The sequence below is a fragment of the Caballeronia arationis genome (assembly GCF_001544975.2).
Lineage (GTDB): Bacteria > Pseudomonadota > Gammaproteobacteria > Burkholderiales > Burkholderiaceae > Caballeronia > Caballeronia arationis.
On sequence record NZ_FCOG02000036.1, the window covers coordinates 1 to 12,163 of the forward strand.

General features: G+C 63.9%; 9 protein-coding genes and 1 pseudogene. 6 read left to right on the forward strand and 4 right to left on the reverse strand.

What is annotated here, in order from left to right; genetic code table 11:
- The first annotated feature begins 97 nt into the window (after positions 1-97).
- Positions 98-2,530 carry a putative bifunctional diguanylate cyclase/phosphodiesterase gene (locus AWB81_RS21450; RefSeq protein ID WP_062638570.1) on the forward strand — a complete coding sequence of 811 codons (2,433 nt, stop codon included), beginning with the start codon at positions 98-100 and terminating at the stop codon, positions 2,528-2,530.
- A gap of 30 nt (positions 2,531-2,560) precedes the next feature.
- On the opposite strand, the gene AWB81_RS21455 is transcribed toward AWB81_RS21450, so the two are convergent.
- Complete coding sequence (locus AWB81_RS21455; RefSeq protein WP_062638571.1) at positions 2,561-3,481, reverse strand: dihydrodipicolinate synthase family protein; 921 nt, start codon at positions 3,479-3,481, stop codon at positions 2,561-2,563.
- 111 nt (positions 3,482-3,592) lie between these two features.
- Between AWB81_RS21455 and AWB81_RS21460 the strand changes: the two genes are divergently transcribed.
- The 3 genes from AWB81_RS21460 (at position 3,593) to AWB81_RS21470 (ending at position 7,672) form a co-directional block, all read left to right on the forward strand.
- Positions 3,593-4,546, forward strand: coding sequence for a LysR family transcriptional regulator (locus AWB81_RS21460; RefSeq protein ID WP_062638627.1), 954 nt, complete (start codon positions 3,593-3,595; stop codon positions 4,544-4,546).
- Positions 4,547-4,729: 183 nt separating this feature from the next.
- The gene (locus tag AWB81_RS21465; protein WP_062638572.1) at positions 4,730-5,983 is read left to right on the forward strand and encodes a sensor histidine kinase; all 1,254 of its coding nucleotides are present in this window, start codon (positions 4,730-4,732) and stop codon (positions 5,981-5,983) included.
- 72 nt (positions 5,984-6,055) lie between these two features.
- Positions 6,056-7,672, forward strand: a complete 1,617-nt coding sequence (locus tag AWB81_RS21470) for an alkaline phosphatase D family protein (RefSeq protein ID WP_062638573.1) — start codon at positions 6,056-6,058, stop codon at positions 7,670-7,672.
- A gap of 7 nt (positions 7,673-7,679) precedes the next feature.
- Here AWB81_RS21470 and AWB81_RS21475 read toward each other — a convergent pair whose 3' ends face one another.
- Complete coding sequence (locus AWB81_RS21475) at positions 7,680-7,925, reverse strand: hypothetical protein (RefSeq protein WP_062638574.1); 246 nt, start codon at positions 7,923-7,925, stop codon at positions 7,680-7,682.
- Positions 7,926-8,446: 521 nt separating this feature from the next.
- Here AWB81_RS21475 and AWB81_RS21480 point away from each other — a divergent pair.
- Together AWB81_RS21480 and AWB81_RS21485 are read left to right on the forward strand one after the other, a co-directional pair.
- Complete coding sequence (locus tag AWB81_RS21480; protein ID WP_062638575.1) at positions 8,447-9,331, forward strand: hypothetical protein; 885 nt, start codon at positions 8,447-8,449, stop codon at positions 9,329-9,331.
- Positions 9,332-9,333: 2 nt separating this feature from the next.
- A complete protein-coding gene (locus AWB81_RS21485; RefSeq protein ID WP_062638576.1) occupies positions 9,334-9,627 on the forward strand; it encodes a hypothetical protein in 294 nt (97 codons plus the stop codon).
- An 86-nt stretch (positions 9,628-9,713) separates the two neighbouring features.
- On the opposite strand, the pseudogene ahpF reads toward AWB81_RS21485, so the two are convergent.
- Positions 9,714-11,296, reverse strand: a pseudogene (ahpF, locus tag AWB81_RS21490) (alkyl hydroperoxide reductase subunit F).
- 85 nt (positions 11,297-11,381) lie between these two features.
- A complete protein-coding gene (gene ahpC, locus AWB81_RS21495) occupies positions 11,382-11,945 on the reverse strand; it encodes an alkyl hydroperoxide reductase subunit C (protein WP_062638577.1) in 564 nt (187 codons plus the stop codon).
- Positions 11,946-12,163 lie beyond the last annotated feature (218 nt).

The window sequence follows — 12,163 nt, forward strand, 5'->3', positions numbered from 1 at the left end:
ACGAAAGTTAACATTGACGCTACGCGTTTACAAGCAATTCTTTCGCGTCAGATCCCGAAGATGTGGGCAATCCTGAGGCGAAGAACGGGGGGAGTGCATGGGAAGTCCGTCGCGGGACCGCAACGCGCAACTCATCGGTGTCATCTGGCCGTTTCTGGCCGTCATCCTGATTCTCGTCGCGCTCGCCATGCTGAGCATCGACATCATGTCCTCGGTGCGCGCCTATATCGGCGGCGAAAGCACCTGGTCGAAAAGCCAGAAGGACGCAGTCTTCTATCTCGATCTCTACGCCGAACCCGGCGAGCCCGCCGCATATCGCCAGTATCGTGCCGCCGTTGCCGGCCCGCAGAATTTGCGGCGCGCGCGCGAGGCGCTCGAGCGCGATCCGCCGGACGACGCCACGGCACGCAGCGCGCTGCTCGCGGGCGGCATTTATCCGGCGGACATCGACGACATGATCTGGGCGGTTCGCATGTTCCGCCGCGTGAGTTATTTCGACGAAGCGCTCGGCCACTGGACGCGCGCCGACGCCAGGCTGGAGCAGCTCGATACCGTGGCGCACGCGCTGCATGCACAGCTCAAGGACGGCGCCCGCGATGCGGCGATCGTCGATCCGCTCAAACAGCAGATCCGCCAGATCAATGCCGACATTGCGCCCGACTCGCTCGGCTTTTCCGTCGTGCTCGGCACGGCGTTCAGGCGCACCGCGTCGCTCCTGCTGGCGGCGGACCTGATCGCCACGCTGACGCTCGTGCTGCTGTGTGCCGTGCACGTGCGGCGGCTGATTGGCGAGCGCGGACGCATCGAGGCCGCGCTCACGCAGAGTGAGGCGCGCGCGAAGGCGACGCTCGGCTCGATCGGCGAGGCGGTCATCGCGACGGGGCCGACGGGCATCGTCGAGTTCGTCAATCCGGCGGCAGAGCGCATTGCCGGCGTGCGCGCGGCGGATTGCCTCGGTCGCCCACTGGTCGAGAGCTTTCTGCTGCTGCACGAAGCGAGCCGCGAGCCGGTCGATCCGCTCGCGCAGGCGCATTTCGGGCGGCACGCCGAATGGGTGCTGCGCTGTCCCGACGGCGACGAAATCTTCGTGCAGGCGGTCAGCTCGCGCATCAGCGACTCGGCGGTGGGCCGGCCGGGCGCCGCCGCAGCCGGGTCGAGCGAGATGGGCTTCGTGCTGATCCTGCGCAACATGACGCGCGAGCACGAATACATCGAGAGCCTCGCGTGGGCGGCGACCCACGACGCGCTCACGGGCCTCGTGAACCGCGCCGAATTCGAAGCGCGCCTCGCGGGCGCGCTCGCGGACGGCGCGCAGGAGGAACAGAGGGCGTCGGCGCTGCTTTTCCTCGATCTCGACCGCTTCAAGGCCGTCAACGACACCTGCGGCCACGCTGCCGGCGATGCGATGCTGCGCGAAGTCGCGGCGCGCTTCGAACGCGCCATCAACCGCGCGGATACGCTCGCGCGGCTCGGTGGCGACGAATTCGCCGTGCTGCTCGCGGGCAGCGATCCGGCGCGCACGGAGGCGGTCGCCGAACGCCTGCGCGCGAGCCTCAACGACTTCGCGTTCAACTGGGAAGCGCAGTTGCTGACGACTAGCGTGAGCGTGGGCGTGGTCGATCTCTGCGGGGCGCGCATGAGCGTCGAGGAAGCGCTGCGCCTCGCCGACATCTCGTGCTACATGGCAAAGGAGCGCGGCCGCGACCGGGTGCAGATGGCGGACCTGCGCGACCGCGAACTCGTCCGGCACGCGAACGAGGTGTCGTGGGGACGGCGGCTGAAGAAGGCGCTCGAGCACGAGCATTTCTGCCTCTACATTCAGCCGATCGTGGCCGTGGGCGAAGGGCGCATACAGGAGCCGCGTCGTGCCGAACTGCTGCTGCGCATGCAGGAGCCGGGCGCGGGCGTGATCGCGCCGAATCTCTTCGTGCCCGCCGCCGAGCGCTACGGCCTCATGACGCTGATCGACCGCTGGGTGGTCCGCACGGCGCTCGATGTACTCGCGAACGCCGAACGCAAGCACTTCGACGAATATTCGATCAACCTGTCGGGCGCGTCGGTCGGGGACGAGCGTTTTCTCGGTTTCGTGCGCGAGCAGTTCGCGTCGAGCGGCGTGGCGCCGAGCCTGATCTGCTTCGAAATCACGGAAACGGCGGCGATCGCCAATCTCGCGTCGGCGGCGCGCTTCATGCGCGAACTGAATGCGCTCGGCTGCCGCTTCGCGCTCGACGACTTCGGCGCGGGCATGTCGTCGTTCGGCTATCTGAAACACCTGCCGGTCGAGTATCTGAAGATCGACGGCAGCTTCGTGATGGACATCCAGCACGATTCCGTCAGCCGCGACATGGTCGCCGCGATCAACGAGATGGGCCACTCGATGAAATGCCGGACGATCGCCGAATACGTCGAGAGCGACGGCATTCTCCGGACGCTCGGCGAGATCGGCGTCGACTACGCGCAGGGCTTTCATATCGGACGGCCGCTTCCGTGGATGGAAGAAGCCGTCGCGCCCGTCGCGGCGTCGGCCTGAGCCGGGCCTTCTACGCCTCCCGCGCGCCGCTTACTTGCCCCAGCGCAGCACCAGCGGATCGAGCCGGCGCGCGACCTTCAGCAGGCCTTCGCGCACGGCGGGATGCATCGGCGCGAACGGATGGCGCACCGCGTCGGAGCCAATGACGCCGCCTTCCTTCATCAGCGTCTTGCACGCGGCGAGCCCGCACTGCCGATTTTCGTAGTTGATGAGCGGCAGCCATTGCTGATAGAGGTCGGCGGCTTTTTCGGTGTCGCCGGCGAAATACGCATCGACGATCTTGCGGATGCCGTCCGGATAGCCGCCGCCTGTCATCGCGCCGGTCGCGCCGGCGTCGAAGTCCGGGATCAGCGTGATCGCTTCCTCGCCGTCCCAGGGGCCGACGATCGCGTCGCCGCCCAGCTCGATCAGTTCGCGCAGCTTCGAGGCCGCCTGCGCCGTCTCGATCTTGAAATACGACACGTGCTCGACTTCCTTCGCCAGCTTGGCGAGAAACGGCGCCGAAAGCGGCGTGCCGGCGACGGGCGCGTCCTGGATCATGATCGGGATGTCGATCGCATCCGACACCTGGCCGTAGAACTCGCGGATGCCGCGCTCGCCGACGCGGATCGTCGCGCCATGGTACGGCGGCATGATCATCACCATCGCGGCGCCCGCGTCCTGTGCGGCGCGGCTGCGCGCGGCGCAGATGTGGGTGCTGAAGTGCGTCGTCGTGACGATCACCGGCACGCGGCCCGCGACGTGCTCCAGCACCGTCTTCTGGACGGCGCTGCGCTCGTCGTCGGTCAGCGCGAACTGCTCCGAGAAGTTCGCGAGAATGCACAGGCCGTTCGATCCGGCGTCGATCATGAAATCGATCGCGCGCTTCTGGCCTTCGAGGTCGAGGCGGCCGGCGTCGTCGAAGATGGTCGGCGCGACCGGGAACACGCCGCGATAGGGCTGCTGTGCCATGAGACTGTCTCCTGTGTTTGTTGGACTGCGCCGACTATACGGCTCGAAAAGCACCGCTGTATAGTGAAACCTTTCCATCGGATGATCGCTTTTGCGACTCACCCACGCTCCATGAAAAACACCCCCGACGTCCTCATGTCGCGCCTGCGGATGAAGCAGTTGCAACTGCTCATCGCGCTCGACGACCACAAGTCCCTGCACAAGGCCGCGGGCGCGATGGCGATGACGCAGTCCGCCGCCAGCAAGGCGCTCGCGGAACTCGAATCGATGCTGGAGGCGCCGCTCTTCGAGCGCGCGAAGACCGGCCTGATCCCGAACCAGTTCGGCCGCTGCGTGATCCGCCACGCGCGCGTGCTCGCGACCGACCTCGTGTCGCTCTGCCAGGAGGTCGCGCAGATCCGCTCGGGGACGGGCGGGCGGCTCGCGGTCGGCGCGATCATGGGCGCGGTGCCGAAGGTGGTCGCGCCGATCGTCAACGCGCTCAACGCGAGCCATCCCGAACTGTCGATCGAGATCGTCGAAGACACGAGCGTGCGCATGCTCACGCTGCTCGACGACGGCCACCTCGATCTCGTGATCGGACGCGCGAGCGTGGCCGCGGAGCCTTCGAAGTATCACTATCAGGCGCTCGACGACGAACCGCTTTCGGTGGTCGTCGCGTACGATCATCCGCCGCTGGCGGAAGGCGTCGTGACGCTGGCGGATCTGGCGGGGCATCGCTGGGTCACGTATCCGGGTTCGATGCCGATGAACGCGCTGCTCGCGCGCGAGATGGACCTGGCGGGCGTGGCCGCGCCCGCCAGCCGCATTTCCACGGCCTCCACGTTCGCCACCGTCGCGCTCCTGCAGGAGGGCACGGATCTCGTCTCCATCCTGCCGACCGACGTCGCGGAACTTTTCGCGCGCCACGGCATGCTGCGCATCCTGCCGGTGAGGCTCAGGTCGAAGTCGCAGACTTTCGGGATCGTGACGCGCAAGGGCGGCGTGCTCTCGCCGCCCGCGAAGCAGTTCGTGCAGCTGGTTCGCGAGCAAAATCGCGCGCCCAGGCAGGTTGCCGGCAATTAAGGAGTTATTTAACCCGGATTAGTCGACTTTAAGCCGATCGTGCGCTGCACGCGCCTATACTTTCGACACGCGTCGGGAACCGAAATGCCGCTACCGACAGTTGCAATCGGCGGCAGCACGCACTGCGCGAAAATCAACGAACGGACACAGGCGCCAGCGGCGCCATAGCGAGCGGAAGCGGCCATGAGTGACACATCTGCCGGCGAACTGAAAGGGCTTGTCGCGACGCTGCGCGCACAGCAGACGGCGCTCACCGAACGGTGGATGAAGCTCGTGTTCGGCGACACGGAAGTCGAACACTCGGATCAGCTCACGTATCGCCAGCTTGCGGACCATCTGCCCAGCATCTTCGAAGAAATCTGCATCGTGCTCGAACGGCGCAACCTGCGCGACCAGGAAGGCGCGATCGAGCGCAATGCGCGGCAGCACGGCCAGTGGCGCTGGCAGCAGGGCTACCGCATCGACGAACTGGTGCGCGAGCTCGACCTTTTTCGTCAGGTGCTGCTCGCGGCGATCGGCGAATACGCCAGCGGGCATCCCGAGTTCCCCCGCGAGGCCGAAGAACGCGCGCGGCTGATGACCGACGAGGTGGTGAGTTTCGTCACGCTGGCTTCGATCCGCGAGGCGGTCGGCGAGCGCGACCGCAAGATCGACGAATACACCGGCATGCTCGAGCGCGCGAATCACGAACTGACTCTGCGCCAGCGGCTCATCAGCGACCTTTACGAATCGCGCATGCAGGTGACGCGGCGCGTCGCCCACGACCTGCGCAATTTCCTGAACGTGTTCTCCACCGCGCTGCAACTCGCGGGCCGCGCGCCCGCCAAGAGGGACGCGGCGCTTGCGCTCGCGAACCGGCAGGTCGCCGACATGACGATGCTCGTCGACGAAATGGTCGAATATTCGAAGGTGCTCAACGACGATGCGGTCCTGACCGTCGAGCCGTTCGACCTGACCGGCCTCTTCGACGAACTGATGCAGGTGAGCCGGGGCTCGACCGAGGCGAAGGGCCTCAAGCTCACCGGGCATATCGACCCGGGCCTTTCCGTGATCACGTCGAACCGGCTGAAGCTCAAGCAGGTCGCCTACAACCTGCTGTCGAACGCGATCAAGTACACGTCGTCCGGTGAAGTCTCGCTGACGATGACCGCAGTCGCCGCAGGACAGTGGCAGCTGCGAGTGGCGGACACGGGCGTCGGCATCGGCGCGGACGATCAGGAGCGCGTGTTCGAGGAATTCGAGCGCGCCGCCTCCGACGACATCCCCGGCACCGGGCTCGGGCTCGCGATCGTGAAGGAACTGTCGCGCGCGCTCAAGGGCGAGTTGCACTTCCAGTCGTTCAAGGGCAGCGGCAGCGTGTTCGAAGTGGTGTTTCCGGTGACGCTCGAAGTGGATGGCGAAGCGAATCCCCCCGACCCATCCGGCCGCGCGGCCTGAAACAAAACCGACATCGTTTGCCTCTACTATCGACAGCCTCGTGACATCCCCCATCATCCGAGGAATCGTTTCATGTCAGAGTTTGTCGAGAGGCCGTCGCGCCGAATTCTTCTCAAAAGTCTTGCTGGCGGCGCGGGGCTCGCGCTCGCCGGCTCGCGTATCGGCGACGTGCTGGCCCAGGGCGTCGCGCCGGCGGTCGTGACTGCCGACAAGCTGCGCCCGCAACTGCCGGGCGGCGTGATGAGCGGCGACGTCACCGCGACGAGCGGCATCGTCTGGAGCCGGACGGACCGGCCGTCGCGGATGATCGTCGATTATTCGACGAGCGAGCGCTTCCAGACCTTCGAGCGGCGCATCGGGCCGGCGGCGCTCGAAAGCAGCGATTTCACCGCGCGACTCGACCTCACAGGACTTCCGCCGGGCGCCGATCTGTTTTATCGCGTGCGCTTTCAGGATCTCGCCGACGAAAAGGTGCTGAGCGAGCCGGTGACGGGCCGCCTGCGCACCGCCGCGCTGAGCGCGGACAAGCCGGTCACCTTCGTCTTTTCCGGCGACGAGGCGGGCCAGGGCTGGGGCATCAACGAACGCTTCGGCGGTTATCGCGTGTATGAAGCGATGCGCCGCGAATCGCCCGACTTCTTCATCCATTCCGGCGACCAGATCTACGCCGACGGCCCGATCCAGGCCGAAGTGAAGCTGCCAGACGGCACCATGTGGACCAATCTCGTGACGGAAGCGAAGTCGCACGTCGCGCAGACGCTCGACGACTATCGCGGCGCGTTCGCGTACAACCAGCTCGATGTGAACAAGCGCCGCTTCATGGCGGAGGTGCCGTTCCTCGTGCAATGGGACGATCACGAAGTGCGCAACAACTGGTATCCGGGCCAGAGAATCGGCGCGGCGGAACAGCGCTACACGACGCGCGCGGTGTCGCTGCTCGCGGCGCGCGCGAAGCAGGCGATGTTCGAATACAACCCGTTTCGCATCAACCAGTTCGATCCCGAGCAGGTGTATCGCGGCTTCCAGTTCGGGCCATTGCTCGATGTCTTCATGCTCGACGAGCGTTCGTATCGCGGACCTAATTCGCCGAACCGGCAGGCGCGGCTCGATAGCGAGTCGGCGTTTCTCGGGCCGCAGCAGGCCGCGTGGCTCAAGGCATCGCTGAAAAGTTCGAAGGCGACCTGGAAGGTGATCGCGAGCGACATGCCGATCTCGCTCGTCGTGCCCGACGCGAATCCCGACGTGCCGAAAGGCACCTACGAAGCGTGGGCCAACGCCGACGACGGCGCGCCGTCGGGGCGCGAGCTGGAACTCGCGGAGATCCTGCGCTTCATCAAGCGCGAGAACATCGAGAACGTCGTATGGGTGACGGCCGACGTGCACTATGCGCAGGCGACGCACTACGATCCGACGCGGGCGAAGTTCACCGAGTTCAAGCCGTTCTGGGAATTCGTCGGCGGGCCGATCAATGCGGGCACCTTCGGCCCGAACGAACTCGACACGACATTCGGCCCCGAGCTTCGCTACGTGAGCGTTCCGAAGGACAATCCGCAGAACCAGTCGCCGGCTGCGCGCCAGCAATACTACGGCCGGGCGAAGATCGATCCGGCAAGCCGCGCGATGACCGTGTCGCTACACGATCTCGACGGCAAGTCGCTCTGGGAAGTGACGCTGAATCCCGAAGCGTGACCGCCGCTCATTGTCCGAAGGGCACGTCGCATTGCGGGATGACGCCGCACGTCTGCTGCCGGCGTGCGGCCGACACGACGTCGCCCTGTTGAATTCCGCCGTAGGAAGTGGCGTCGCTGGCTGGCGTCGCGGCTTCTGCGGCTTCCCGCAAAGCGGCGGCGATGGCGTCGTCCTGTGCTTCCTGTGCGTAGCTCACGTTCATCGTGGCGAATGTCAGCGCGGCGGCTGCCGCGATCATCAGTCTTGCGTTCATGTGAAGCTCCTTCGTGTGCGCGCGGTCATCCGATGGCATTCGCCCGTGACCCCGCCCGGCTGGATATCGCGCTTTCCCGATGGCGGCCCCGGTGATAGCCGGCAGACATCCCGCTGCCGGATATCCGCGCGCATCGACGTAAAGCGTACGGATGCCGGTTCCTGGCGCGATGTGGCGCGCCGTTCCGGCCTTGGTTGTGTGTGAACATTGCGCGATACGGTGCGATGCGTGCGATGACGAGGGGTGATTGACGCGACCTGTCGTCGTTTTTTTGAACCCGCACGCACCGTGAAGCGCGTGGGTGAAATTTAAGATGGCTGTGGGCTTACGCACAGTCCTCTTAAGGAGGGCGCGTAATGGGGGGCTTTGAGGGCAAGGGAATTGCGGCCGGCGTTTGTGCGGATCGTCGAACGTTTCGTGAATGAGGTCTTTCTTTCGAAGTGGCGCGCCAGCGGACTTCAAGATACTGTTAGTAATCCGGTATCGTTGGATATCAAAAGACGGAAGTGGACGGACGTTGAATGGCGACGGAACTGAAATCGGACGCGTGGCATCGCTACATGCTGTACCGAAGCGGCGAGCCATATATGTCGCTTGAGGATGAAGAGAAGCGAAATGAAGCGGTCGAAGCGGGCAGGACATTCACCTCATTGGCCTCTGCTGATGTGTGGGCCAAGGATGCCGAACTGGTCGAGCGTGTGCGCGCTTTCCTCGGCGGAAAAGTCCACTGGCATGAGCGGTTCGCGAAGAGCGGCACTGACCTTCAAGTCGTGCGAACGCTCATGGGCATGGTGCAGAGCGGCAGCGTCGTGGTGATTCCGGAGGAACCGGTACGCAGTGGTGGCATTGGGAAGCACGCGAGCAATGGCGCAGTGTCGTTCTGGGGCGTCGAAAATTTCGATCCGCCGCGCTACGCGAGCGTGCAGGAAAGGTACCAGGCGCAGATCGCAGAATTACAGGCAAATGAGACGCCTTGGGCCGAAATCCAGGCGATGAACGACAGCATCAATCAGAAGTTCATGCACGCGGCGGTTCTGGCCGATCCGCTCGGGACGTTGCCGACATTTGCTCGAGCAGGCTGGATCAGCAAATACGGGTTGCCTGACTTGTCGACTTGGAACCGGGCTGCCGATATGGATGGCGCCAGTGATTCGGATGAAGGCGAAACGCCAACTCCACTCTCCAATGCCCTGCCGTTCGAGCTAGGTGAGAGTACAGTATCCGACGATGTTATCGGTATAGCAGCGCGCGGAGTCGGCGAGGCGCAGGAGGCCGAATGTTTTTCGCAGTATGAGGCTGATCTGATCGAATGCAACGCGTACTCGCGCATGACTCGCGATCCCTATACCTACGTGTCTTGCAAGCAGCAAGCCTTCAATCGATACAACCAGTGCAGAGGATACTGACCATGCCACCGACGCTTCCAATTCGCTCCTTTGTGGTGTCCTACGACGAGGAGGAAGAGAAACTGGTCGTGTGCGCGCTCAACCGATCGGATATTGACGGGTTTATCGCGGATGCGTTGAAGGTGGAGTGGCCCGTCGCCAGCATGGAGCATCAGATCGACGACGAAATCGCGCGACGTTTGGGAACGACGGCCTTCGAGATTCTCGCGATCTACAACCCTTCGCTAAAGCAGCACTTGCGTGTGACTCCACTGGAACCGCTCGACGCTCTTCCGCCGGGCACTTCGCCAGACTGAATATCAGAAGGGTGCGTTCGTGAAGAGCAAACAACAAAGCCGCGAACCCAAGGCTCGCGGCTTTGTTCAACAACTCGGCTCAACCTTCAACCAACCACTTCCTCAACCCGCTCCTCTTCGTCCACCGACTGCCGGATCAGATGATCGAACGCGCTGAGCGATGCCTTGGCGCCTTCGCCCACCGCGATCACGATCTGCTTGAACGGCACCGTCGTGACGTCGCCGGCAGCGAACACGCCGGGCACCGACGTCGCGCCCTTCGCATCGACGACGATCTCCCCGTGGCGCGACAGTTCCACGGTGCCCTTGAGCCATTCCGTATTCGGCACGAGACCGATCTGCACAAACACGCCTTCCAGGTCGATGCGTTTCGTTTCGCCCGAACGCAGATCCTTGTACACGAGCCCGTTCACCTTCTTCCCGTCGCCGGTAATCTCGGTGGTCTGCGCCTCCGTGACGATCGTCACGTTCCTAAGGCTCTTCAGCTTCTTCTGCAGCACGGCGTCCGCACGCAGTTCCGCGCCGAATTCGATCAGTGTCACCGCGCTGACGATGCCGGCCAGATCGATCGCGGCCTCGACGCCCGAGTTGCCGCCGCCGATCACCGCGACGCGCTTGCCCTTGAAGAGCGTACCATCGCAGTGCGGACAATACGCGACGCCATGATTGCGATATTCGCGCTCACCCGGCACGTTGATCTCACGCCAGCGCGCGCCAATCGCGAGCTCGATCGTCTTCGCCTTCAGCACGGCGCCATTCGCCAGGCGCACTTCGTTGATGCGGCCGGGGATCAGCGCGTCGGCGCGCTGCACGTCCATGATGTCGACGTCATAGCTTTTCACGTGCTGTTCGAGCGCGGTCGCGAACTTCGGCCCTTCGGTTTCCTGCACGGAAACGAAGTTCTCGATCGCGAGCGTGTCGAGCACCTGTCCGCCGAAGCGTTCCGCGACGACGCCCGTCGCGATGCCCTTGCGCGCCGCGTAGATCGCAGCGGCCGCGCCAGCGGGCCCGCCGCCGACGATCAGCACGTCGAACACCGGCTTCGTTTCGAGTGCCTTCGCGGCACGTGCGCCTGCGTTGCGGTCGAGTTTCGCGAGGATTTCCTTCACGCCGGTGCGACCCTGGCCGAGCACTTCGCCGTTCATGTAGACGGTCGGCACGGCCATGATCTGGCGCGCTTCGACTTCGCCCTGAAAGAGCGCGCCGTCGATCGTGACCTGACGGATGCGCGGATTGATGATGCTCATCACGTTCAGCGCCTGCACGACTTCCGGGCAGTTCTGGCATGAGAGCGAGATGTAGGTTTCGAATTCGTAGTCGCCGTCGAGATTGCGGATCTGTTCGATCTCGGCATCGTCGAGCTTGACCGGGTGGCCGCCGACTTGCAGCAGAGCCAGCACGAGCGACGTGAATTCATGGCCCATCGGAATGCCGGCGAAGCGGATGCCCGCGTCCTTCCCGGTTCGCTGATGGAAAACGACGGTTTGCGCTCGTCGTCGCTATGCGTTTCGATCACCGTGATACGGTCCGACAGCGTCGCGATTTCTTCGAGCAGTACCTGCAATTCGCGCGACTTGTCGCCATCGTCGAGTGACGCGACGATTTCGATCGGCCGGCTGACCTTTTGCAGATAGGCTTTCAACTGAGTCTTGAGATTGGCGTCGAGCATGGCGTTCCTGACAAGGCGTGTGATGAGCGGACCGGCTCACGTCGAAGCCGGCCCGCGTCGTGCGATGACTACCTGAAGCTAACGCTCAGATCTTGCCGATCAGGTCGAGCGACGGCGTCAGCGTTTCGGCGCCCGGCGTCCACTTCGCGGGGCAGACTTCGCCCGGATGCGCTGCGATGTATTGCGCTGCCTGCACCTTGCGCAGCAGTTCGCCAGCGTCGCGGCCGATGCCGTTGTCATGGATTTCGCACAGCTTGATCTCGCCTTCGGGGTTGATCACGAACGTTCCGCGCAGCGCCATTCCTTCTTCTTCGATCAGAACGTCGAAGTTGCGCGAGAGGGTGAGGGTCGGGTCGCCGATCATCGGATACCTGATCTTGCCGATCGTGTCCGACGTGTCGTGCCATGCCTTGTGGGTGAAGTGCGTGTCGGTCGACACGCCGTAGATCTCGACGCCAAGCTTCTGGAATTCAGCGTAACGGTCGGCCAGATCACCGAGTTCGGTCGGGCAGACGAACGTGAAGTCGGCCGGATAGAACACGACGACGGACCACTTGCCCTTGAAGTTTTCTTCGGTGACGGGCACGAACTCGCCGTGGTGATATGCGGTTGCCTTGAAGGGTTTGACTTGGCTGTTGATGATCGGCATTCGGTAAGTCCTCGTGTGGTGTGTTGAAGAAGTGGACCTAGTATGCATTTCGACTATCGATTTTAAGAAATCGATTAATTTAATCATCGCGATACGGTCACTCTATGGCCCTTTTTTTCTCCACCGGATCAAGGCGTTAGCGACGACCGGGGCGCGAGTTCTGCTCGGAAAACGCACCGGCAGTAAGATCGGTACGACCGGCGCGGCGCCTTGCGCGC

Excerpts from the sequence above, each read along its gene's own strand:
- AWB81_RS21470 (WP_062638573.1), top strand. The coding sequence starts at position 6,056 with ATGTCAGAGTTTGTCGAGAGGCCGTCGCGCCGAATTCTTCTCAAAAGT.
- AWB81_RS21485 (WP_062638576.1), top strand. The coding sequence starts at position 9,334 with ATGCCACCGACGCTTCCAATTCGCTCCTTTGTGGTGTCCTACGACGAG.
- AWB81_RS21475 (WP_062638574.1), bottom strand. The coding sequence starts at position 7,925 with ATGAACGCAAGACTGATGATCGCGGCAGCCGCCGCGCTGACATTCGCC.
- AWB81_RS21460 (WP_062638627.1), top strand. The coding sequence starts at position 3,593 with ATGAAAAACACCCCCGACGTCCTCATGTCGCGCCTGCGGATGAAGCAG.
- ahpC (WP_062638577.1), bottom strand. The coding sequence starts at position 11,945 with ATGCCGATCATCAACAGCCAAGTCAAACCCTTCAAGGCAACCGCATAT.
- AWB81_RS21450 (WP_062638570.1), top strand. The coding sequence starts at position 98 with ATGGGAAGTCCGTCGCGGGACCGCAACGCGCAACTCATCGGTGTCATC.
- AWB81_RS21480 (WP_062638575.1), top strand. The coding sequence starts at position 8,447 with ATGGCGACGGAACTGAAATCGGACGCGTGGCATCGCTACATGCTGTAC.
- AWB81_RS21465 (WP_062638572.1), top strand. The coding sequence starts at position 4,730 with ATGAGTGACACATCTGCCGGCGAACTGAAAGGGCTTGTCGCGACGCTG.
- AWB81_RS21455 (WP_062638571.1), bottom strand. The coding sequence starts at position 3,481 with ATGGCACAGCAGCCCTATCGCGGCGTGTTCCCGGTCGCGCCGACCATC.